Consider the following 20,973-nt stretch of genomic DNA (forward strand, 5'->3'; position numbering starts at 1 on the left):
TGCCCTCATCCCCGCTCGTCGATCTGACGGGACAAGATGGCGGAAAATTCATCTGCGAAGCCTTCCAGCCGCTGCGCCTGCCGGTTCACCTCCGAAGAGAACTTGTTGTAGAAAATCGTCGCCGGGATGGCCGCGATCAGGCCGATGGCGGTAGCGAACAGCGCCTCCGCGATGCCCGGGGCGACCACCGCCAGCGAGGTGTTCTTGGAGGCCGCGATCGCCTGGAAGCTGGTCATGATGCCCCAGACCGTACCGAACAGGCCGACGAACGGGCCGGCGGAGCCGACCGTGGCGAGCACCAGGAGACGGCGTTCCAGCCGCTCGACCTCGCGCGCGATCGAGACGTTCATCACCTTCTCGATGCGCATCTGCAGGCCGGCGAAGGAGCGCGCATGGCCCTCGAACGAGCGCTTCCACTCCCGCATCGCCGCCACGAAGCACGCCGCCATGGATTGCGTCGGCTTCGCCGACAGCACCCGGTACAGTTCCTCGATCGATTCCCCGGACCAGAAGGCTTGCTCGAACCGGTCCATCGAGCGGCGGGTGCGTGAAAACAGGAACATCTTGTCGATCGCGATCGCCCAGACCCAGATCGAGCAGGAGATCAGGCCGAGCATGATGATCCGGACCACCCAGCCGGCATTGCCGAACAGATCGATCAGGGACAGGCCGCCGCTATCGACAGACATCTGCAAGTATCCTCTCAACCAATCATCCCGGGACGCCCGGGACCATGCAGCCGCCGTTCCATGCCGGATGCTGTCGCGGCGGAAAGCGCCTGCGCGAGAAAACCCTGAACTGATCGCTTTAAGAGGCCCGCCGAAGCCATAAGCGGCCTGCTTCCTCTGCCAACGTGTCAAAACAAGGGCTCTTGGCGCGCGTAAGCGCCCCTTAACCAAACCCCGTCCGGGGTTAAGGCGGGGTTACCGCGGAGTATTGCGGAGGTCAAAGGTCCAGCCGGACCAGCCAGATAGAGCCTTTGTGATCAGCCGCTTGACCATTTTGGCCGGCGTCGGCAGCGGCCAGCCGCCGCAGCCGGACGGTAACGGGAAACGCAAAACGCCCGCCGGCGGGGAACCGCAGGCGGGCGTCTTGTGCCGTCAGGGCGGGGGCTGAAAGCCCTGCGGCGTCAGGGTGAGGGGCGATCAGCTCGAGGGCTGGTCGTTCGGCGGGGTCGCCGGACGCGGCTTGTGCTGGGCCATGAACGCGTCGAACTCTTCCTTGTCCTTGGCGTGGCGCAACCGGGTCAGGAAGTCGCGGAACTCCTGCTGCTCCTCCTCGAGCCGGCGCAGGGTCTCCATGCGGTATTCATCGAAGGCGCGGTTGCCGCTCGACGACGGCGCCGAGAACCCGAAGCCGAAGCCGCGGCGCTCCATCTTGTCGCGCATGCGGTCCATCTTCCACTGCATCCGCTCCATCTTGTTCGACCAGCGATCACCGCCGTTCCAGCACGCCATCTTTCTGCTCCCGAGTGTGAAAAAGAGAAGGGCAAGTCCGATCGGCCACCAGATGATGAAGCCGAGCACGGTCACGGCGATCCAGCCGGGATGCCAGGGCGACTCCATCATATGGGGCCGGTACCTCTGCTCCTCCTCCGAACCGCGCCAACGATTGACATCTGCGGTGTAGGCCATCTCCCTCTCCATTCGCGGCGCCATGCCGTGTGAATGTAAATAACATTTACATAGCTAGACCAACCCGGGATTTTGTCAAGGCGACCGCCTGACGCGCCGCCCGAATTATTTCTCGCTCGTCTTTGAACCTTATTTCGGGCGGCCCCAGGGCCCGGCCGGCTTGTCGTCGTCCGGCAGCGGCGGCGGCTCGGCGGCGGAGGACCCGGCAGGCCGGCGATCGGTGGGGAAGCCGAGCCCACGCAGATAGATCAGCACCTCGGCTTCCAGCAGCTCCTCGGGCGACATCGGCAGCTTGCGCCGGGCGGCGTCGCCACGGGCGAACAGCGAGGCGATGCCGTGCGCCATCGACCAGATGTGCAGCGCCATCATCATCGCCGGTGGCCGCGGCACGCCAGGCGGCGCCAGCGCCGCCAGCCGCTCGGCCGCGGCGCGGATCACGCCGAACGCCCGCTCGCCGGCCGCCAGCAGGCCCGCCGTGGAGTCGGCCGGCACACCGGATTCGAACATCGCCGAATAGAACGCTGGCTCCGCGCGGGCGAAAGCGAGATAGGCCTTGCCGACGCGCTCGAACGCCGTAACGGTATCGGGGCGGCCATCGTCCCACGCCGCAGAGAGCTGGGATTCGAACTGCTCGAAGCCGCGCTGGGCGATGCTCGACAGCAACTCGTCGCGGTCACGGAAATGCCGGTACGGCGCGGCCGGGCTGACGCCGGCCATGCGGGCCGCATCGGCAAAGGTGAAGCCGGCGGCCCCCTTCTGCGCGATCAGGTCGAGCGCCGCCTGCAGCAGCGCCTCCTTGAGGTTGCCGTGATGATAGCCGCGCTCGGCGCGGCGCTCTTCCTTGCGCCAGCTCATGTAAAGGGCTTTTACATGAGCCGGGTGAAAACAAGCCAGAGACTTTTCCAACGTGCCAACGGTCACCAACCACCGCCGAGAGTGACGGCGGTCCACCGCCCGGCGTCGATGAACTTGCTCAGGCGCCTGCGGCTGTCCGCAGTCCCGCAGCCGCCCCGGCGTCCCGGCAGCGCGCCCGCGCGAATTTGGTTGACTAGGAAACCAAATCCATCTAGTTTCCTTGTCAACCACATGGTGATCGCGTGACCCCTGTCTCGGACCTGACTGACCATACCGGCTTCTGGATGCGGATGGTGTCGAACGCGGTGTCGCAGGAATTCGCGCGGAAGGTCGCGGCCGAGGGAGTCACGGTTGCGGAATGGTCGTTCATGCGGGCGCTCTACGACCAAGGCCCGATGCCCCCCTCCGTTCTGGCGCAGCGGATGGGCCTGACCCGGGGGGCGGTCAGCAAGCTTGCGGATCGGCTTCTGAGCAAAGGCCTGATCGCGCGAACGGAGAACCCGGAAGACAAGCGCGGGCACCGCCTCGCTTTGACGGCCGAGGGACGGTTCAAGGTGCCCGTGCTTGCCGCGCTGGCCGATGCGAACGACGCAGCCTATTTCGGCGTGCTCAGCAAAAGCGAGCACCACACGCTCAACCGCCTGCTGAAGGCGCTCGCCGAACGACGCGGCCTCAAGACGATCCCGTTGGACTGAACGCACTCGATTCATCGAAGGACGCCGATATGGACACGGACCGGATTTCCATTGCCAAGACATGCCTCGATGCTGCCCACGATGGCAGCCTGAGCTTTCCGGAAATCGTCGGCCGGCTGATGGCTGCCGGATTCGAGAGCTACACCGTCGACTATCGCTGCAACACCCAGACCTGCTATTTGCCCGACGGCGACCATGCGACGCTCGCGATGCAGCCGTCAGCCGGACGCGTCGCGCCCGCCTTCGATGCCCGGAAGATCGCGCATCTGGTGCGATGGGCGCAGGCAAATCCCGCCGACTACAACTACGTGGCCTTCTGCGAGAAGGCGAAAGCCGCCGGCTGCGCCGGCTACCTGGTGTCGTTTGCCGGCCGCCGCGTGGTCTATTTCGGCCGCACCGCCGAGACGCATGTCGAGCATTTTCCCGCTTGAGAACGTACGCGCGGCAAAGGCCGCGCGTCCTCGCCACTGGAAACTATCCGCCGCCCGGGATCGGCAGCACCGGCATGATCTCGACCCGCTCGCCCGGGAAGATCGCAAAATGCGGATGGTTCACGAACATCTTCGCCGCATCCTCATGCGAGGCGGCGCGGACCACGGTGAACGCGCCCATTTCGTTGGCGATGTCGTTGACGCCGCCCTTGTCGACCCGCTTGGTCTTGCCGAGCGGCCCGCCCATCGCGAGGATCGCGTCCTTGTACTGGTCGACCCAGGCATGCCAGGCCGCCATGCCCTGCTGTCCCCTGGCATTGCGCTCCGTCTCGGACAGCGCCTCCCAGGCTTTCGAGGCCGGACTGGTCTTGCTGCCGAGAAAGACGGCGAGATAGGTGTTGCTGTTGTCGCTCATTGCACTTCCCTCTCCTGCTGTGAAACGGATCGATCAGACACGGCCGGCATGCGGCAGCTCGGCGAAGCCGGCCGCGGCCTGCTGCACCTCCTCGGAAAAGTCCGCCATCTCCTGGACCTGGCGAATCTCGATGATCTCGTTGTCCGAGGCCGGGCACTGCCTGGCCCAGGCGATCGCCTCGTCGCGCGACGCGACCTCGATCATCCAATAGCCGCCGAGCACCTCCTTGGCCTCCGCGAACGGGCCGTCGGTCACCGCGGGCTTGCCGCCCGCGAACGAGACCCGCGCACCCATCGACGGCGGATGCAGGCCCTCCAGCGTGATCAGCACGCCGGCCTCCTTCAGCGCCTCGTTGTAGCGCATCATCGCCGCGACCCGCTCGGGATCGAGCTGCACGTCGGGCGGCGCGCTCTCATAGCCGAGCGGGATCATCAGCATCATGAATCGCATTGCGCCTCTCCTCTCCTGATCAGGCTCGCGGTTCAGCCCTTGGCGACCTGCGCACGCAGCCGTTCGACCCGCTCGCGCAATTCGGATGTGAACGTCTCGCCGAAATCCTCCGGTGCATAGACCTGCCGGATCTCGATCTGGCCGCCCGGGAGCGGCGCGCGCGTCATGTGCGCGATCACCTGGTCGAGCGAGCCGGCCTTGATCATCCAGAAGCCGGCGGCCAGATCGCCGGAGAGGTCGAATGGACCGCGCGCGACGCTCGGCGTCCCGTTCGAGAAGTCGATCCGCGCGCCCTTCGCGGTCGGATGCAGGCCCTCGCCCGCCTCCATCATGCCGGCCTTGACCAATTCCTCATTGAATCGGCCCATCGCCGCGAACTCCTCGGTGGTCGGCAGGATTCCGGCTTCCGTGTCCCGGGTCGCCTTCACGATCACCATGAACCGCATGGCTTCTCTCCTGATGCTGTGCGGCAGGACTGCCCTGCCCGCATCAGTAAGACGATCCGGTCCCGGCGCCGCCGACACGCCCTCGCGATTATTTTGACCGGGTTCCCGGTTCAGCCCGCCTCTTGCGGGAACATGTGGAAATAAGGCTGGGCCTCTGCGAGCACCCGCGCCACGGATGGCCGCGCCTTGAGCCGGTCGAGATAGGCTGTGACCCCAGGCAGCCCGTCACCCAGCGGCTCGACTCTGTCGGCGTAGAACAGCGCCGGCAGGGCCGCGCAATCCGCCAGGGTGAACGGGTCGCCCATCGCCCAGCCACGCGGCGGCAGCTCGGCCTCGAGCATCGCGTAGGACGTGCGCAGCCGGCTTCGCGCGTCGGCGACGCCGAGCGGATCGCGGGCATCGGCCGGCCGCAGCCGGTCGAACACGACGGTCTGCGTCGGCATGTGCAGATAAAGGTCGAGAAAGCGATCGCGCAGACGTGTCCGCAAGGCGAGATCGGGATCATCGGGAATGAAGCGCGTCCCGCCCGCATAGTGCTGGTCGAGATATTCGATGATGATGCTCGATTCCGGAATCGTGCGCTGCTCGTCGCGCAGCACGGGAAATTTGCCGACCGGCCACAGCTTCAAGAACGCCGCGCGCTCATCCGCGTCACCGAGATTGATCAGCTTCGGCGTGAACGAAACGTCGTTCTCATACAGCGCGATCAACACCTTCCAGCAGAACGACGACAGCGGATGATAGTAAAGGGTCAGGGACATCTTAAGCTCCTGATAGGTTGGGGTGAGAACAAGTTGTTTGGTCCCGAACGCGCGGCCGCAGGACGGCGCGCTCCCGCGCCCCGTTGTTCGAGGGGGCTGAGGTGAGGGGCTGGACGGGCGGGTGCGTGAGTTGAAAGACCTGCGCTCGCCCGGGACACGGAACGCGGCGCAAGATAGGGCTCACACGTCCCGAACGGGGGCGTAGCGCGCGATGACGACGCCGTTGGACAGCGCCCGGCTGTCGATCAGGCGGAGCTTCAAGGCCTGACCCGGCTTGAACAGCGGGCGTCCGGCACCGAGCACGCGCGGATTGATCGCGATTCGAAACTCATCGATCAGGTCGGACGCCACAAGCGTCGAGGCGAGGTCCGCGCTGCCGAACAGGAACAGGTCCTTGGCATTCTCCTGCTTGAGCTTGTCGACCTCAGCCGCGAGCTGCGGACCCAGCAGATGCGCGTTCGACCATGGCAGGCGAGACAGCGTGCGGGAGGCAACATATTTGGGGATGCTGTTCATGAAGTCGGCGGTCACGCCCTTCTCCGTCGGCCAATAGCCGGCCATCAGATCGTAGGTCACCCGGCCGAACAGCAATCCGCCCGCCTCCTGCAGCTGCGTCTCGGAGATCTGCTCTAGCTCCGGGCCCCACACATCCTCGTGCCAGGAGATGTCGCCGTTCGGGCCCGCAACCATGCCGTCCAGCGTCATCATGTTCCACATCACCAGTCTCGCCATCGACGCTCCTCCCTGACTGCTTTCATTTTGCAAGCAGTTGGAGAATGCCCAGACCGGTGCAATATTGCAAGCGGTTTATATGCGATCCCTCCCAATGAGACGTCGATGTCCGACCTTCAGCGTTCCGGCTGCCCGATCAACCTTTCGCTCGAAGTGGTGGGCGACAAATGGAGCCTCTTGATCATCCGTGACATGATGTTCGGAAATCGCCGGCATTATCGCGAGCTGCTCGGCGGCTCGGAGGAAGGCATCTCCTCGAACATTCTCGCCGACCGGCTGAAGACGCTGCTCGCCGCCGGCATCATCAGCCGCGAGGACGATCCGAGCCACAAGCAGAAGGGCATCTATTCCCTGACCGAGCAGGGCATCGAGCTGCTGCCGATCCTCGCGCAGATGGCGGGCTGGGGTTACAAATATCTGCCGGTTTCAGAGGAGCTCGGCATCCGCGCCAGGCTGCTGATGGAAGGCGGGCCGAAGATGTGGGCCGAGTTCATGGATGAGCTGCGCGAGATTCATCTCGGCACGAAACGGCGCAGGAAGGCCGGGCCAAGCGTCGGTCAGCGGCTGAGGGCGGCTTACGAGAAGGTGGTTGCCGACAAGAAGGCCGCTTCGGGCAAGTCGTGATCAGACGCTCGCTTGCCGGACACGCGCATGGGACGCGCGGATCGCACGCCCCTCGATCGTCCGGAACGATGCTCCCGTCAGAACCGCGTGTTGTCGGCCCTGTAACGCGACGACCTGCGCGGCGCGCGCTCGGGGGTCTGCTCGAGCTGCGCGATCGGACGGCGATAGGTCTCGGCGCGACGCAGCCAGCCCGCCTCCCACACGCGGTTCGAGGGTAGATTGCGCACCCGCTGCTGCAGCACGACCTGCACCGCGTCGGAATATTCGGCGAGCACGGCCTTGGACTCGGTCGTGGTTCCGTTCATCTTGAGCAGCACCTGCTTGAGACCCCAGCCCTGGCGCTGGCCCGTCTCCTTGTCCACGGCGGTCTCGGATGGGTTGGTGCCCTCGCCCTTGAAGTTGATGTAGTCGATCAGCGGATAGAGATCGTTCGAGGCGCGGACGACTCGCGAATACTGCGCGACGATGTGCTCGCGTTCGGCGCTGTCGGGCGTGTTGGCGAGGATCTTGTCCATTGCGCCTTGCGCACGCGCCACCAGGAACTGCGTCTGCTCCGCAATCGTGTCGAGCAGGAACTGCCGCAATTGCCGCATTTGCGGCGAGTTGAAATTCCGCTTGAAGTCGGCCCGGCTGGTCCAGGGGCATGCCGGAGTCGGCGTCTTGTCGAGCCATGCAGGCAACGGCGTCTTGCCCTTGCGCAGAAATGCGATCAGCCCCGGAAAGCCCTCCTCATACGGCGGCTTCGCGGTGGCCGGATACCAGATGAAATGCCCGATTCCCAGCGAGGCGAATTCTTCACCCGCATTCCACGACGTGATCGCGTCGCGCCGTCCCCCGGCCTCGTTGAGCCAGATCTTGCGGCCGATCATCTGCGCGACGTCGGCCGGCAGCGCGCGCTGAGGCACCGACAGATTCTTCGTGGTCTTGGCGTCGCCCTTGCGCTCGGCCGCGACCGGCTTCGCAGGCTCGGTCGATGGCACGACCACCTTCGGAGCCGGCGTCTGCACGTCCGACGGCCGCCCCACCGTCTCGGGCTCCGCGGTCTGCGGCTGCGGCGGCGGCGCGACATCGTGCGCGGCCTGCTCGGTCTCTGCCGGTTTCGCAGCAACGCTGCCATCCGCTCCGGCGGCGCCGGACGCCGCGAGCCCGAGGACAATGCACGACAACAGCAATGCGCCGCACCCGCGCCTCAGACCATTCGACCCGTGCGACGAAGCGTGCAGCTCCGTGGTTCTGACGAGAGTGATTCGCCGGCTGATGAATAGATCGCCCATGTCGATTCTACCGAGACTCTAAAACTCTACGCTACCGGTTCAGATTCGTCCCGGACACGTCCGAGAGCGACCCGACGACGGGCAAATCAGCCGACGGCGGGACTGTCCAATTCCACGGGGGAATGCGCCTTGGCAGGCTGCGGCGCGGCCGCGACACCGCCCGTGCCACGGAGCTCTTTTCGTGAAGACTTTCAAGTCGATTACCCTTGTCCAGTCCTACCCGTAAAGATAGTTCTATTTCGCCTTTCCAGAATTCACGCTCTTTTAGCCACGTCCTATTCCCGATCGAGAGGGACGTTTCGCGATCGTCACGAACGTGGGGAGCAGGATGCGGTGGACGCGTCGATGTTGCAGCGTGGAGCATGATTCGGAACCGGAGGCCGTTGACACGCATTGCGCCACAGCTTTCCGACAAGATCATGCTCATATGAGGACACGCAGACGAACAACGCGGCGCGTACGGCGAAATCGTGTGGTCCTGTCATCCCGATGCTGATGCCGTGTCCGATGCATGAACGCATTGTGGCGGAAACGGGGGCAAGACAGCCGGTCCCCGGGGAGAGCGCGTAGAAGCCGTCAGACCATCGCGCAGGGAGGCCGTGATGTCTCAGCAGAACCTTGTGGTTCCTGCCCCGTGCATTTTTCCCGCCGGGAGCCATGGGGCGGCGAGCTCCCGGTCTTCCCTGCTCCCTCCGATCGGGAGGGAGACCAAGGCGAGCACGACTCGGATGCTTTGACACCGCGAAAACGCGAACCGATGTGCCCGCTGCTACCCCTGGCTGTTTGACAACGCCCACGAACTTCGCTGGCTATACGCGTCGCGTGGAGCTGGATTGAACGTACACTGACAGATGTGACGGCCTTCACAGCCGATCCGCGCAGCGCATGTTAGGACTCAACGACGAGAAGAGCCGGACTGCCGGCCCGAGGAGTCGACCCCTGTGACGGAAACATCGACGACGACGTTGACTGACAAGGTCGCCCTGATCACCGGGGCGGCACGCGGCATCGGGCTGGCGACGGCAAAGAGATTTCTGCATGAGGGCTGGCGCGTGGCGCTTCTCGACATCGAGAAGACGCTGCTCGACGACGCCACATCGGCACTCAAATCCCCCGATCGAACGCTCGCGCTGCATTGCGACGTCGCGGACGCGGCGATGGTCGCCGATGCGTTGGCGCGCATTGCCGGCCGGTTCGGTCGTCTCGATGCGCTGGTCAACAATGCCGGCGTGGCGCGCTTCGCCCCGATCATGGAAACCAGCGAAGCCGACTGGCAACGCATCCTCGACGTCAACCTGACCGGGCCGTTTCTGTGCACGCGCGCCGCGGTGCCACTGATGCGCGAGCACGGCGGCACCATCGTCAACATCACCTCGATTTCGGCCGTCCGCGCCTCCACGCTGCGCTCCGCCTACGGCACCAGCAAGGCGGCGCTGGCGCATCTGACCAAGCAGCTCGCGGTCGAGCTCGCGTCCGCCGGCATCCGCGTCAACGCGGTGGCGCCGGGCCCGGTGGAGACCGCGATGGCCAAGGACGTGCACACGCCGGAGATCCGCGCCGACTATCACGACGCCATTCCGCTCAATCGTTACGGCCTTGAGGACGAGCTCGCCGAGGCCATCTTGTTTCTCAGCTCCGAACGCTCCAGCTATATCACCGGACAGATCCTGGCCGTCGATGGCGGCTTCGATGCCGCGGGAATCGGATTGCCGACCTTGCGCGGCCAACGCAGGAACACATGAAACGATGCCGAGCCGGATGCGCATCATCCTGACCCTGCTGCTCGCGGCCGTCCTGTGGGGGATCGCGACGATGCTGGCGCGCGCCGACGTCCGCATCATCTCCTCGCCCGGCGGCGAGGTGGGTCCGTTCCTCGATCTGTTCGAGAAGGTGCGCGCCTCCGGCGAGCGGGTCATCATCGACGGGCCCTGCCTGTCGGCCTGCACGCTGGTGCTCAGCGTGGTGCCCGAGGACCGCATCTGCGTGACGCGGCGGGCCACCCTCGGCTTCCACGCCGCACGCTCGGTCGACCGGCGCGGCCGCGTCTATGCGGAACCCGAGGCTTCCAAGCTGGTGCTGCAGACCTATCCCAGGCCGGTGCGCGGCTGGATCGAGCGCCGCGGCGGCCTGACGTCGCGGCTTCTGCTGTTGCGCGGGCGCGAGCTCAAGGCGATGTACGCCTCGTGCCGCTAGCGGCGTCACGCCGCGTAGCCGTCCGCCGGGGAATTGATCATCCACGGAATGCCGAAGCGGTCGACGCCCATGCCGAAGCCCTTGGACCAGAAGGTCTTGCCAAACGGCATGGTGACGGCACCGCCTGCGAGCAGCGCGTTGAACTTGCGCTCGGCCTCGGCCGGGTCTGCGATCTGGAGCGAGACCGAGATTCCGTGCGGCTTGCCTTGATAATATTCGGGCGGCGAATCCGAGGCCATCAGGACGCCGTCGCCGATCGAGAAGCGGACATGCATGATCCTGTCCTTGTGCTCCGGCGCGGACGGCATCTCTGGCGGCCCCTCGCCATAGCGCATCATCATGTCGACCTTGGCGCCGAGCACCTCGCCGTAGTGTTTCAACGCCTGTTCGCAATCGCCGTTGAACGTCAGATAGGGACAGATCATCGTCATCCTCCTTGGTTGAAAGATCATTCGTCAGCGCGAGAGCGGCAGCAGTCCGCGCAGCCGGCGGTCGCGAAGCCACAAGCCGCCCCACAGCATCAGCCCGAGATAGAGGCCGAACAGGACGTGGCTGAACAGCGGACTGCCGATCCGGACATGCGAGGCGATGGCGCCGCCGAGATAGCCTGTCAGCAGGATCGCGCCAACGAACGATGTCGGCGGCAGGATATAGAGCACGGTGCAGAGAAGCGTGATGAGGCCGAGGGCACGCGCCATGGCGTCGCTTGCACCATAGCCCATCTGGTCCAGCGTTTCTGTGACGACCGGCAGAGGAACGAGCTTGATCGCGCCGTCGAACAGCAGGAACAGCGTCACCAGCCCGCTCAGGATGCGCCCGCTCCACAATTCGGCGCGCGAGACCGGTTCTTCCAAGGTGATCGTCGTCATCTGCAGCTCCTCCCCCGTGATGCTGCTCCAAGGACGAATGAAGGAGCGTGCCACCGACAGCCCGGTGCAGAATTTTAGATCGAATCTCGGCAGAATTTCACTGGCCGACCCGAGCCCGAGCCGTCGCACCGTCGCGCATCAGCCGGTCGAGCTGCATGCGGATATGCGCGGCCTCCGCCGAGCTGTGCGCCAGCGCGATGGCGCGGTCGAAGGCGGTCCGTGCCTCGTCGGTGCGCCCGAGCTGCATCAGCAGCGCGCCGCGCACACCGAAGAAATAGAAATAGTTGGCGAGCCGCCCTTCGAGCGGCGCGATCAGGTCGAGCGCCGCCTCAGCGCCGCGGACCTTGGACACCGCAACGGCGCGATTGAGCGTCACCACCGGCGAGGGCTGCACCACTTCCAGCGCGCCATAGAGCAGGTCGATCTGGGTCCAGTCGGTGTCCTCCGGGCGCGCGGCGCGCGAATGCAGCGCCGCGATCGCGGCCTGGATCAAATACGGTCCGCTGCGGCGATGGCGCATCGCCTTGTCGATCAGGGCTACGCCTTCCGCGATCATCGGCTGGTTCCACAGCGAACGATCCTGGTCGTCGAGAAGGATCGGCATCCCCTCCGCATCGAAGCGGGCGGCGCTGCGCGCGTGTTGCAGCAGCAGCAACGCCGTCAGCCCCATGATCTCCGGCTCGCTCGGAAAAAGGCGCAGTAGCAGCCGCGCCAGCCGGATGGCCTCCTCCGACAGCGGCTGGCGCAGCGCAGCGGTCTCGCCGCTGGCCGAATAGCCCTCGTTGAAGATCAGGTAGATCATGGCGGCGACCGCGGTCAGGCGCTCCGAGCGCTCCACCGCGCCCGGCGTCTCGAACGGCACGTTCGCCTGGGCGACGCGCGCCTTGGCCCGGGTGATGCGCTGCTCCATCGCGGTCTCGCCGACCAGAAAGGCGCGGGCGATCTGCTTCACCGTCAGCCCAGACACCACGCGCAGCGCCAGCGCGATCTGCTGGGTCGCCGGCAGGTCCTTGTGGCAGCAGATGAACAGCAGACGGAGGATGTCGTCGCGATAATGCGAGCCGTCGAGCCGGTCGGCCAGCGCGCTCTCGGCATCGTCGAGATCGGAGATCGCCTCGTCCTCCGGCAGCGGCTGCTCGCGGCGGACGCGGCGGACATCGTCGATGGCAGCGTTACGTCCGACCATGATCAGCCAGGCCGCGGGATCGCGCGGCGGCCCGTTCTGCGGCCAGCTCTTCAGAGCGCGCAGGCAGGCGTTCTGGAACGCCTCCTCCGCCGTGTCGAGGTCGCGGAAATAGCGCAGCAGCGCGCCGACGGCCTGGGGACGTGCTGATGTCAGGGCTGCATCGATCCAGGCCGCGTCGCTCATGCCAGCGCTCCGCCCGGCCTGAACGTGCCGACGGGACGGATCTCGTAGGAGCCGCCGGGATTGGCCTCGCCGAGCTCGCGCGCGACCTCGAGCGCCTCGTCGAGATTGGCGCAGTCGACGAGATAGAAGCCGAGCAATTGCTCCTTGGTCTCGGCGTAGGGACCGTCGATGACGAGCGGCGGATCCTCCTTCCGGAAGGTCGTCGCGGCCGTGGTCGGCAGCAGCCGCGCCACCGGCCCGAGCCGCCCCTGCTTGGCGAGCTTCTCCTGCACAACGGCAAGCTTGGCCATGACGGCGGCGTCCTGGTCCTTGCTCCAGGTGCAGACGACGTCCTCGTCATGATAGCAGAGCAGCGCATACAACATCGGAAGGCATCTCCATTCGTCTTCAAGACGGCGGAGTATGCCCGGAGCCGACAGACCGGCGAAGAATTTTCGCCGGTTCCGCAGGCCGGAACGACCGGCCTACCAGGAGATGCCGTACTTGGCCGCGATGTTGCGCGCCCGCGTCTCCTGTGCGCTCTCGCGGGGCTGCTTGGCCCGGCCGGCCTGGCGCTGCGACTGACCTTGGGCCTGACCTTGCCCTTGCCCTGCGGCACTTTGACCACCCGCACCTTGCGCCATGCCGGCCGCGGCGCCCTGCTGACTGCCGGCCTGCGGCTGACCGCCGCCCTTGCCGATGGAAATGCCGTTGGCCGACAGGATCGAGCCGACGTCGATGGTCTGGGCCTGAGCCGGGACTTGGGCCGAGGCGGATGCGATGACGAGAGCAGTGGCGAGAAGCAATTTGCGCATGGCGATGTCTCCGTGTTGATGGCCGGAGATTGGCCTGCCCGCACGATCTGGTATGTGGAACGCGTCACATAAGCTCGAGGACCCTCCGATGACCAAAGGCGCGCTGGCGCTCCTGATCCATGGCGGCACCGACAACTGGTCGCCGCAGCGCTGGAAGGCGCGTTTCGACGATGTCTGCGGCGACCGCCCGGTGGTGCTGCTGCCCGATGCCGGCCTCGATCCGGCCGACGTGCATTACGCGGCGGTCTGGAAACCGGTGCCCGGCGAGCTCGCCGGCTTCCCGAACCTGCGCGCGATCTTCAACCTCGGCGCCGGCGTCGACGCGCTGATGGCCGACAAGACGCTGCCGAGCGTGCCGCTGGCGCGCGTCGCGGTCGACGATCTCACCGCGCGGATGACCGAATATGTCGTGATGCACGTGCTGATGCATCATCGCCAGGAGCTGTATCTGCGCGAGTCGCAGCGGTTGAAGCGCTGGGCGCCGAAGTACCAGTGGCCGGCGGCCGCGATCGGCGTCGGCGTTCTCGGACTGGGCACGCTCGGGATCGACGCGGCCGAGGTGCTCAAGCGGCTGGGCTTCCAGGTTGCCGGCTGGAGCCGCAGCGCCAAGCAGGCCGACGGCATCGAATGCTTCCACGGCGCGGCGCAGCTCGATGCGTTCCTGGCGCGGACCGACATCCTGGTGTCGCTGCTGCCGCTGACGCCGGATACGCGCGGCATTCTGGATCGCAGGATGTTCGCGCGGCTTCGCCGCAGCTCGCCGCTGGGCGCCCCCGTCCTGATCAATGCCGGCCGCGGCGGCCTGCAGAACGAGGCCGACATCCTCGCCTGCCTCGACGACGATACACTCGGTTCAGTGTCGCTCGATGTGTTCGGCCAGGAGCCGCTGCCGGCCGACAGCCCGTTCTGGACCCACCCGAAGGTCGTGCTGACGCCGCACAACGCAGCCGACACCGACGCCGACGCAATCTCGCGCTACGTCGCCGAGCAGATCGCGACCTTCGAGGCCGGCGGAGCGCTGCGCAACCTGGTCGATCGCGTCAGGGGATATTGAAACGCTATTTTTTGCCAATCATCATATCGATTGCGCCGGCGACGATCGCCTCCAGCTCCTGACGCGGCACCCGCGCGCGCGCGCGGACCGCGATCGAGTGGATCGTCGCCGACGCCAGCCGTGCCAGCACGGCGGGGTCGGCGTCCGCCGGCAGCTCGCCCTTCTCCTTGGCGCGGCGGAAGCAGTGCGCGAAGGCCTTGTCGAGCTCGGTCAACGCGTTCTGCACCATGGCGCGGATGTCGGGATCGGCAACCGCCTCCGAGCCGGCCGTCATCACCGTGAAGCAGCCGCGCGGTCCCTCCTCGCCCGAGAGATAGATGTCGAGCGCCGTGGCGAAGATCTGCTCGAGCTGCCGTCGCACCGGCCAATCGTTGCTGAAGACGTCGCCCATGAGGGCGCGCGCGTTGTCGCGATAGCGCTGATAGCTCTTGATGTAGAGCTCGCGCTTGTCGCCGAACGCGCCATAGAGGCTCGGCCGGTTCATGCCGGTGGCGGCGCTGAGATCGTCGAGCGAGGTCGCCGCAAAACCGGTCGACCGGAACAGGTCGAGCGCCTTGCCGAGCGCGACCTCCGGCTCATACGCCCGCGGCCTCCCGCGCCGCTTCGGCTCGACCGCTTTATCGGGGGGCGGGTCGCCCTGCGGCGGCCCCTTCTTTTTTTGTACCATTTCGCACTAAATTCCTTGACCGACCTTATATTATGCGAGACAGTATAAAAATCAATCAATGCTCCGGTCCGGAGCCCGAGGGAGACGTCCATGGACCTGTATTTCTCGCCGCTCGCCTGCTCGCTCGCCACCCGCATCGCGCTCTACGAAGCCGGCGCCGCGGCGAACTATCTCGAGGTCGACCCCAAGACCAAGATCGTCCTCAACGACGGCTCCGATTTCCGCGCCGTCAATCCGCTCGGGCTCGTCCCGACGCTCCGCACCGATGACGGCGACCTGCTGACCGAGAATGCCGCGATCCTGCAATATGTCGCCGATCGCTTCCCGCAAGCGAAGCTCGGCACCGGCCCCGGCATGGACCGCAGCCGCCTGCATCAATGGCTGTGCTTCATCGGCACCGAGCTGCACAAGGGTCTGTTCATTCCGATCCTCGACAAGACCGCGCCCGAGGAAATGAAGGCCCATGTCCTGAACAAGAACCTGTCGCGGCTCGATCATCTCGATAACCACCTGCGGGATCGCGACTATCTGCTCGATCATTTCACGGTCGCCGACGCGTATCTCGTCACCGTGATCAACTGGACCATGGCGACGCCGCCGGTCCAGCTCGCGAAATGGCCCGCCGTGAAGGCCTACTACGAGCGCCTGCGCGCACGGCCGTCGGTCGCGCGCGCCATCGCCGAGGAGTTCGAGCTCTACAAGGCGGAACTGGCGCGGCACAAGGCGGCGGCCTAGGAACAGTCGGCCCGGGAAATACCCGTCTCATCTCCCGCGATTGGGAGATGAGACCTCTTCATGGGGAAGATGAACCATCACTCATCGACCCCTTCGCCACCGCGCCGGATGCTTGACCGCGATCACTCCGGGTTGCAATCCTCGAATCGCAGGAGGATTGCACGTGGCAACCACATCCGTACGAGACCGATTGCTGGCGGACCGGCGCGCGCTGCTCGATCTGGGCACGCGCAACCGGCTCGTGCACATCCCGCTCAAGACCAAGACCATCCGCACCATCGACATCGTCGGCGCGCGCTCCGCTGCGCTGTTCGAGCTTCTCGGTGAAGGCAAGCGCTTCACGTTCCTGCCGACGAAGGCAGAGGCTGCGGAAGCGGACGGCACCCTGCCCTTGAGCCTGCCGGCCCCTCGGTCCGACGCGCCGAGCGTCAAGGTGGACCAGCGCAAGGATGATTCGGAGTCAGCTGCTTCGGAGTTAGAGCCCCGGCAGCCCGACACCCGGCTCAGGACCCGGCTGTCATCGGAGGCGTTGCAGAAGCGCCTGCTGGACATCTGGTACGACGCACGAACGCTTGAGGAAGAACAGGGCGTCAATATCCTCTATCTCGCCTTCGGGCTGCTGAAATGGTTCGAGGACGACAAATCCGACGTCGAGCGCTTTGCGCCGCTCGTCCTGCTGCCGGTCCGTCTCGAGCGCAGCAGTGCCGCCGATCGGTTTCACCTGGTCTCGCGCGCGGAGCCGCCGTCGCCGAACCTCTCGCTCCAGGCCAAGCTCGACGCCGAGTTCGGACTCAAGATCGAGGATTTTGGCGACGAGGACGATGTCGACATCGCGGCCTATCTCGCCGGCGTCGCAGAGACGGTCGCCAACAAGCCGCGGTGGGAGGTCAGGACGGACGCGATCGTCCTCGGCTTCTTCTCGTTCTCCAAGTTCCTGATGTATCGCGATCTGGACCCCGACAACTGGCCCGCAGATGGCAGCCTCGATCGTCATCCCCTGATCGCAGCGCTGCTTCAGGACGGCTTCGAGGGCGCGGAGCCGATCGTGGCCGATAACGGCAAGATCGATTCCGTCATCCAGCCGGTGGCGATGAACCATGTCGTCGACGCCGATTCATCGCAGGCCGTGGTGATCGAGGAAGTGGTCCGCGGACGCGACCTCGTCGTCAAGGGACCGCCGGGCACCGGCAAATCGCAGACCATCACCAACATCATCGCGTCGGCTGCCGCCGAGGGGAAAACGGTGCTGTTCGTCGCCGAGAAGATGGCGGCGCTCGAGGTCGTGCACCGGCGGCTGAAGCATGTCGGTCTCGGCGCGCTCGCGCTGGAGCTGCACTCCAACAAGGCCAACAAGCGCGTTCTGCTCGAAGAGCTGAAGCGCTGCAAATCGGCCGAGGTCGCGGTCCCGCGCGGCGAAGCCACGCTGGTGCAGCGCCTGACCGACAGCCGTGATGGCCTCAACCGGCATGCGGAGATGATGCACCAGCCGCATCAGCCGAGCGAGCTGACACCGTTCAGGCTGCTCGGTCATCTCGTGCGCTGCGGAGACAACTCCGCGCAGCCTCCCTATCCGTTGCAGGGGGCGCCGTCCTGGTCTCCCCTGGATCTGGAGCGACGGCGCGAGCTGATCGCCGAACTCGCCGAACGGATTGCGGCGGACGGCGCGCCTCACCTGCATCCCTGGCGCGGTGTCGGCCGCGACGCGCTCGATCCCGCCGAAATGACCGAGCTGCGGAACTCGCTGAACGACATCTCGAACGTTGTCAGCAGCGTCGCCACGGGCGCGGCCCGCCTCGGCACGCTGCTCGATCTCCCGCCGCCGGCCAGCTTGGCCGACGCCACGGCGGTGCTGGCCTTTGCGCAGGCCGCGGCCGCGATGCCGGAGTGCGACCGGACCGCCTTCCGCAATGCCATCTGGAGCCAGGCCGCACTCGTCACGGACATCATCGACAGGGGACTGCGCTACGCGAAACTGCGGACGGCCTTCGAGAGCGCCTTCGTCGAGGCCGCCTGGGATGCACCGATCGCCGAGTGCCGCAAGGTCATCGCCGAGAAGGGCCGCTCCTGGCTGCGTCTGTTCAGCCCGCGCTATCGCGAGCAGGTGGCGCTGCTGGCCTCGTACCTGAAGGTGCCGATGCCGAAAACGCTCGAGCAGCGGCTTCTGCTGCTCGACGGCCTCGTCGCGGCGCAAGCCGCCCGCCGGTCCTTCGCGGAGGTCGAGGCCGCCGGCAGCACCGCATTCGGAACGGCGTGGCAGAAGGAACGGTCGGACTGGGACGCGTTGTCCCGATTGGCGAGCTGGTGGACCGCATTCCCCAAACCGTTCGCAAACGACGACACGCGCCAGCGGCTGGCGCAGCTCACGCTGTCGGCCGATGATCGGCGATCCATCGAACAGCTCGACGACGGCCTCGCAAGTCTGAGGTCCGGCCTCGGCAGGCTGATCGACTTTCTCCAGCTGGAGCCTGCCCGCATCCCGCTCGACGCCGGCGACCAGATCCGGTTGGACGGCCTGTCGCAGACCTTGTCGGCGTGGCAGAACGCGACCGAGCGCCTCACCCGCTGGATCGCGTTCATGGGCCGGGTCCGCCTTGCGCGCGCGCAAGGCCTCGCCGCGCTGGCCGACCGCACGCTCGACGGCTCCTTGCCGGGCGACGCGCTCGAAGCCGCCTTCGACCGGTCCTATTACGACGCCATGCGCAGCGTGATCTTCGCCGACCATCCCGAGCTGAAACGTTTCGACGGCGAATCGCACGATCGGCTGGTCGACGGTTTCCGCAAGCTCGACGTCGCGCGCATGCAGCTGGCCCGCGACCAGATCGCCCACGAGCATGCCGCGGCCCTGCCGCGCAACGCCGGCGGCATCGGGCCGCTGGGCGTGCTGAACGGCGAGCTTGCCAAGAAGCGCAATCATCTGCCGATCCGCCAGCTCCTGGAACGGGCCGGTCCGGTCATTCAGCAGATCAAGCCGATCTTCCTGATGAGCCCGCTGTCGGTGGCCCAGTTCCTCAAGCCTGGCGCGATCGCCTTCGATCTGCTGGTGGTCGACGAGGCCTCGCAGATCGAGCCGGTCGATGCGCTCGGCGCGGTCGCGCGCTGCCGGCAGATGGTGGTCGTCGGTGACGAGCGGCAACTGCCGCCGACGCGCTTCTTCGCGAAGCTGACAGGCAATGATGACGAGGACAATGACGACGAGGATCAGCCGACCTTCCAGGTCAAGGACGCCGAGAGCATTCTCGACCTCTGCCTTGCCAAGGGCCTGTCGCATCGGATGCTGAACTGGCACTATCGCAGCAAGCATCAGTCGCTGATCGCCGTGTCCAACAAGCAGTTCTACGACAACCGGCTGTTCATCGTGCCGAGCCCGTACGATGCGGTTGCGGGAATGGGGTTGAAGTTCAACTACACCCCCGATGCGCACTATGAGCGCGGCAGCAGCCGGACCAACCCCAGGGAAGCGCGGCTCGTCGCCGAGGCCGTCATGCGCCATGCGCGTGAGACGCCGGACCGCAGCCTTGGCGTTGCGACCTTCTCGGTGGCACAGCGCCAGGCGATCCAGGATCAGCTCGAAATCCTGCGCAAGGAAAATCCGGCAACGGAAAGCTTCTTCGTCCGCGGGGCCAGCGAGCCGTTCTTCGTGAAGAACCTCGAGAACATCCAGGGCGACGAACGCGACGTCATCTTCATCTCCATCGGCTATGGGCGAACGAAGGAAGGTTTCGTCTCGATGAGCTTCGGCCCGCTCAACTCGGACGGAGGCGAGCGCCGGCTGAACGTGCTGATCTCGCGCGCCAAGCTCCGATGCGAGGTGTTCTCCTCGATCACCGGCGACGACATCGACCTGTCGCGCGCCAAGGGCCGCGGCATCGCGGCGCTGAAGACGTTCCTGACCTTCGCGCAGACGGGGCAGCTCGGCATCGCGCAGGAGACCGGGCGCGATCCCGACTCGGTGTTCGAGGAGCAGGTCGCCGCAAGGCTGCGGGCGCTCGGCCACGACGTGAAGACCCAGATCGGCACCGCCGGATTCTTCGTCGACCTCGCTGTCGTCGATCCCGACAAGCCCGGCCGCTTCCTGCTCGGAATCGAATGCGACGGCGCCCAGTACCATGCGTCTCGTTCGGCGCGAGACCGCGACCGCCTGCGGCAGAATGTGCTGGAAGCGCATGGCTGGGTGCTGCATCGCATCTGGTCGACCGACTGGTTTCTCCGTCCCAAGGAGGAAACCGAGAAAGTCCTCCGCGCGATCGATGCGGCGAAGGCGCATTGGCGGGACATCGACCAAGGGACTGCGCGAGCTCAACCCGAGCCTCCGGCAACCTCTGATGTGCCGGCGCCGGAGCAGACCGAGCAGCGCCCTCAGGAGATGCTCGCACAGGCACCGACGGTGGCCCCCTATGAAGAGGCGAAGCTGCGCGTGCGTCGGGAGATCGAGCCGCACGAGACGTCACTTGCCGACATGACGCGGCATGTCGTCGAGATCGTCGCCATCGAGGGGCCGGTGCATGAATCGGAAATCATCGTCCGGATCAGATCGGCCTGGGGCCTTGCCCGCGCCGGCAACCGCATCCGCGATGCCGTGAGAGCGGCGCTGACATCGGCAGTTGCGAGGGGACAGATCGCCGGAGGTCCGTTCTACGCCGTGCCGGGACAGGCTATCGTCGTCCGCACGCGCGAGGACGTGCAATCGCAGTCCCTGCGCAAGCCCGAGATGCTGCCGCCGGAGGAGATCAAGGCGGCCATCATGCAGATTGTCGAGCAGAACTTCGGTGCCGAGGAGGACCAGTTGATCCAGGCGGTGGCCCGCTTGTTTGGCTTCGGGTCGACCAGCGCGCAGCTGCGGGAGACCGTACAGGGCAGTCTCAGAAGTCTTCTCGACGCAGGACACCTGCGCCGCGAAGGAGCGCTGCTGACCAGGCCGCAGGAGGCCTCGCCGGCGGCGCAGGACTGACCGGCTGAATGCGTGCCGGGAATCACG

The 20,973-nt window shown here is 66.0% G+C and carries 23 protein-coding genes; 8 read left to right on the plus strand and 15 right to left on the minus strand.

The genetic code is table 11. The features are described 5' to 3' along the window. Positions 1-5 precede the first annotated feature (5 nt). The 3 genes from tolQ to QX010_RS12690 form a co-directional block, all read right to left on the minus strand. Complete coding sequence (tolQ, locus tag QX010_RS12680) at positions 6-689, minus strand: protein TolQ (protein ID WP_315717584.1); 684 nt, start codon at positions 687-689, stop codon at positions 6-8. Positions 690-1,145: 456 nt separating this feature from the next. Continuing rightward, on the minus strand, positions 1,146-1,634 hold the full coding sequence (locus tag QX010_RS12685) for a DUF2852 domain-containing protein (protein WP_315802585.1): 489 nt from the start codon (positions 1,632-1,634) through the stop codon (positions 1,146-1,148). Between the two features lie 129 nt (positions 1,635-1,763). Further along, entirely contained in the window at positions 1,764-2,489 is a 726-nt protein-coding gene (locus QX010_RS12690) for a TetR/AcrR family transcriptional regulator (protein WP_316179792.1), read from the minus strand. A gap of 284 nt (positions 2,490-2,773) precedes the next feature. On the opposite strand from QX010_RS12690, the gene QX010_RS12695 reads away from it, so the two are divergent. Both QX010_RS12695 and QX010_RS12700 read left to right on the plus strand, forming a co-directional pair. Then, the gene (locus QX010_RS12695) at positions 2,774-3,184 is read left to right on the plus strand and encodes a MarR family transcriptional regulator (protein ID WP_316179793.1); all 411 of its coding nucleotides are present in this window, start codon (positions 2,774-2,776) and stop codon (positions 3,182-3,184) included. A 29-nt stretch (positions 3,185-3,213) separates the two neighbouring features. After that, positions 3,214-3,615 carry a DUF1398 domain-containing protein gene (locus tag QX010_RS12700; RefSeq protein WP_316179795.1) on the plus strand — a complete coding sequence of 134 codons (402 nt, stop codon included), beginning with the start codon at positions 3,214-3,216 and terminating at the stop codon, positions 3,613-3,615. A 43-nt stretch (positions 3,616-3,658) separates the two neighbouring features. Here the strand turns inward: QX010_RS12700 and QX010_RS12705 are convergent, their stop codons facing one another. From QX010_RS12705 to QX010_RS12725, 5 genes are all read right to left on the minus strand, one after another. Further along, positions 3,659-4,030, minus strand: a complete 372-nt coding sequence (locus tag QX010_RS12705) for a hypothetical protein (protein WP_315802581.1) — start codon at positions 4,028-4,030, stop codon at positions 3,659-3,661. 33 nt (positions 4,031-4,063) lie between these two features. Further along, a complete protein-coding gene (locus QX010_RS12710) occupies positions 4,064-4,480 on the minus strand; it encodes a YciI family protein (protein WP_315802580.1) in 417 nt (138 codons plus the stop codon). A 32-nt stretch (positions 4,481-4,512) separates the two neighbouring features. Continuing rightward, positions 4,513-4,926 carry a YciI family protein gene (locus QX010_RS12715; protein WP_316179798.1) on the minus strand — a complete coding sequence of 138 codons (414 nt, stop codon included), beginning with the start codon at positions 4,924-4,926 and terminating at the stop codon, positions 4,513-4,515. A gap of 110 nt (positions 4,927-5,036) precedes the next feature. Further along, the gene (locus QX010_RS12720; RefSeq protein WP_315802578.1) at positions 5,037-5,687 is read right to left on the minus strand and encodes a glutathione S-transferase family protein; all 651 of its coding nucleotides are present in this window, start codon (positions 5,685-5,687) and stop codon (positions 5,037-5,039) included. Positions 5,688-5,867: 180 nt separating this feature from the next. Further along, positions 5,868-6,419, minus strand: coding sequence for a dihydrofolate reductase family protein (locus QX010_RS12725; protein ID WP_315802577.1), 552 nt, complete (start codon positions 6,417-6,419; stop codon positions 5,868-5,870). Positions 6,420-6,524: 105 nt separating this feature from the next. Here QX010_RS12725 and QX010_RS12730 point away from each other — a divergent pair, with 105 nt between their 5' ends. After that, complete coding sequence (locus QX010_RS12730) at positions 6,525-7,043, plus strand: helix-turn-helix domain-containing protein (protein WP_315802576.1); 519 nt, start codon at positions 6,525-6,527, stop codon at positions 7,041-7,043. A gap of 77 nt (positions 7,044-7,120) precedes the next feature. Here the strand turns inward: QX010_RS12730 and QX010_RS12735 are convergent, their stop codons facing one another. After that, a complete protein-coding gene (locus tag QX010_RS12735) occupies positions 7,121-8,317 on the minus strand; it encodes a hypothetical protein (protein ID WP_316179801.1) in 1,197 nt (398 codons plus the stop codon). 941 nt (positions 8,318-9,258) lie between these two features. On the opposite strand from QX010_RS12735, the gene QX010_RS12740 reads away from it, so the two are divergent. Continuing rightward, positions 9,259-10,059 (plus strand): SDR family oxidoreductase, encoded by an 801-nt coding sequence (locus tag QX010_RS12740; protein ID WP_315717595.1) that lies wholly within the window; start codon positions 9,259-9,261, stop codon positions 10,057-10,059. Between the two features lie 4 nt (positions 10,060-10,063). Then, positions 10,064-10,510, plus strand: coding sequence for a hypothetical protein (locus QX010_RS12745; RefSeq protein WP_315802574.1), 447 nt, complete (start codon positions 10,064-10,066; stop codon positions 10,508-10,510). A 5-nt stretch (positions 10,511-10,515) separates the two neighbouring features. On the opposite strand, the gene QX010_RS12750 is transcribed toward QX010_RS12745, so the two are convergent. The 5 genes from QX010_RS12750 to QX010_RS12770 all read right to left on the minus strand — a co-directional run bounded on the left by QX010_RS12750 (position 10,516) and on the right by QX010_RS12770 (position 13,542). Continuing rightward, positions 10,516-10,935 carry a VOC family protein gene (locus tag QX010_RS12750; protein ID WP_316179803.1) on the minus strand — a complete coding sequence of 140 codons (420 nt, stop codon included), beginning with the start codon at positions 10,933-10,935 and terminating at the stop codon, positions 10,516-10,518. A 30-nt stretch (positions 10,936-10,965) separates the two neighbouring features. After that, positions 10,966-11,379: a DoxX family protein gene (locus QX010_RS12755; RefSeq protein ID WP_315802572.1), complete on the minus strand. Its 414-nt coding sequence runs from the start codon at positions 11,377-11,379 to the stop codon at positions 10,966-10,968. 97 nt (positions 11,380-11,476) lie between these two features. Further along, on the minus strand, positions 11,477-12,748 hold the full coding sequence (locus QX010_RS12760) for an RNA polymerase sigma factor (protein WP_315802571.1): 1,272 nt from the start codon (positions 12,746-12,748) through the stop codon (positions 11,477-11,479). Beyond that, positions 12,745-13,113 carry a YciI family protein gene (locus QX010_RS12765; RefSeq protein ID WP_315802570.1) on the minus strand — a complete coding sequence of 123 codons (369 nt, stop codon included), beginning with the start codon at positions 13,111-13,113 and terminating at the stop codon, positions 12,745-12,747. The genes QX010_RS12760 and QX010_RS12765 overlap by 4 nt, the downstream gene beginning before the upstream one ends. Before the next feature lie 99 nt (positions 13,114-13,212). After that, positions 13,213-13,542, minus strand: coding sequence for a hypothetical protein (locus QX010_RS12770; RefSeq protein WP_316179806.1), 330 nt, complete (start codon positions 13,540-13,542; stop codon positions 13,213-13,215). A gap of 88 nt (positions 13,543-13,630) precedes the next feature. On the opposite strand from QX010_RS12770, the gene QX010_RS12775 reads away from it, so the two are divergent. Continuing rightward, positions 13,631-14,596: a glyoxylate/hydroxypyruvate reductase A gene (locus QX010_RS12775; protein ID WP_316179808.1), complete on the plus strand. Its 966-nt coding sequence runs from the start codon at positions 13,631-13,633 to the stop codon at positions 14,594-14,596. Positions 14,597-14,600: 4 nt separating this feature from the next. On the opposite strand, the gene QX010_RS12780 is transcribed toward QX010_RS12775, so the two are convergent. Further along, positions 14,601-15,263, minus strand: a complete 663-nt coding sequence (locus QX010_RS12780; protein WP_316179810.1) for a TetR/AcrR family transcriptional regulator — start codon at positions 15,261-15,263, stop codon at positions 14,601-14,603. A 90-nt stretch (positions 15,264-15,353) separates the two neighbouring features. On the opposite strand from QX010_RS12780, the gene QX010_RS12785 reads away from it, so the two are divergent. After that, complete coding sequence (locus QX010_RS12785; protein ID WP_316179812.1) at positions 15,354-15,998, plus strand: glutathione binding-like protein; 645 nt, start codon at positions 15,354-15,356, stop codon at positions 15,996-15,998. Between the two features lie 163 nt (positions 15,999-16,161). Beyond that, the gene (locus QX010_RS12790; protein WP_316179813.1) at positions 16,162-20,946 is read left to right on the plus strand and encodes a DUF3320 domain-containing protein; all 4,785 of its coding nucleotides are present in this window, start codon (positions 16,162-16,164) and stop codon (positions 20,944-20,946) included. Positions 20,947-20,973 lie beyond the last annotated feature (27 nt).

The organism is Bradyrhizobium sp. SZCCHNRI1009 (genome assembly GCF_032487575.1).
In the GTDB taxonomy this organism is placed as follows: Bacteria; Pseudomonadota; Alphaproteobacteria; order Rhizobiales; family Xanthobacteraceae; genus Bradyrhizobium.

Bases quoted from the DNA above. Each gene is read 5' to 3' on its own strand.
- QX010_RS12725 (WP_315802577.1), bottom strand. From the start codon at position 6,419: ATGGCGAGACTGGTGATGTGGAACATGATGACGCTGGACGGCATGGTT.
- QX010_RS12685 (WP_315802585.1), bottom strand. From the start codon at position 1,634: ATGGCCTACACCGCAGATGTCAATCGTTGGCGCGGTTCGGAGGAGGAG.
- QX010_RS12695 (WP_316179793.1), top strand. From the start codon at position 2,774: ATGCGGATGGTGTCGAACGCGGTGTCGCAGGAATTCGCGCGGAAGGTC.
- QX010_RS12775 (WP_316179808.1), top strand. From the start codon at position 13,631: ATGACCAAAGGCGCGCTGGCGCTCCTGATCCATGGCGGCACCGACAAC.
- QX010_RS12765 (WP_315802570.1), bottom strand. From the start codon at position 13,113: ATGTTGTATGCGCTGCTCTGCTATCATGACGAGGACGTCGTCTGCACC.
- QX010_RS12715 (WP_316179798.1), bottom strand. From the start codon at position 4,926: ATGCGGTTCATGGTGATCGTGAAGGCGACCCGGGACACGGAAGCCGGA.
- QX010_RS12705 (WP_315802581.1), bottom strand. From the start codon at position 4,030: ATGAGCGACAACAGCAACACCTATCTCGCCGTCTTTCTCGGCAGCAAG.
- QX010_RS12720 (WP_315802578.1), bottom strand. From the start codon at position 5,687: ATGTCCCTGACCCTTTACTATCATCCGCTGTCGTCGTTCTGCTGGAAG.
- QX010_RS12755 (WP_315802572.1), bottom strand. From the start codon at position 11,379: ATGACGACGATCACCTTGGAAGAACCGGTCTCGCGCGCCGAATTGTGG.
- QX010_RS12770 (WP_316179806.1), bottom strand. From the start codon at position 13,542: ATGCGCAAATTGCTTCTCGCCACTGCTCTCGTCATCGCATCCGCCTCG.
- QX010_RS12750 (WP_316179803.1), bottom strand. From the start codon at position 10,935: ATGATCTGTCCCTATCTGACGTTCAACGGCGATTGCGAACAGGCGTTG.
- QX010_RS12690 (WP_316179792.1), bottom strand. From the start codon at position 2,489: ATGAGCTGGCGCAAGGAAGAGCGCCGCGCCGAGCGCGGCTATCATCAC.
- QX010_RS12745 (WP_315802574.1), top strand. From the start codon at position 10,064: ATGCCGAGCCGGATGCGCATCATCCTGACCCTGCTGCTCGCGGCCGTC.
- tolQ (WP_315717584.1), bottom strand. From the start codon at position 689: ATGTCTGTCGATAGCGGCGGCCTGTCCCTGATCGATCTGTTCGGCAAT.
- QX010_RS12780 (WP_316179810.1), bottom strand. From the start codon at position 15,263: ATGGTACAAAAAAAGAAGGGGCCGCCGCAGGGCGACCCGCCCCCCGAT.
- QX010_RS12730 (WP_315802576.1), top strand. From the start codon at position 6,525: ATGTCCGACCTTCAGCGTTCCGGCTGCCCGATCAACCTTTCGCTCGAA.
- QX010_RS12710 (WP_315802580.1), bottom strand. From the start codon at position 4,480: ATGCGATTCATGATGCTGATGATCCCGCTCGGCTATGAGAGCGCGCCG.
- QX010_RS12700 (WP_316179795.1), top strand. From the start codon at position 3,214: ATGGACACGGACCGGATTTCCATTGCCAAGACATGCCTCGATGCTGCC.
- QX010_RS12785 (WP_316179812.1), top strand. From the start codon at position 15,354: ATGGACCTGTATTTCTCGCCGCTCGCCTGCTCGCTCGCCACCCGCATC.
- QX010_RS12760 (WP_315802571.1), bottom strand. From the start codon at position 12,748: ATGAGCGACGCGGCCTGGATCGATGCAGCCCTGACATCAGCACGTCCC.
- QX010_RS12735 (WP_316179801.1), bottom strand. From the start codon at position 8,317: ATGGGCGATCTATTCATCAGCCGGCGAATCACTCTCGTCAGAACCACG.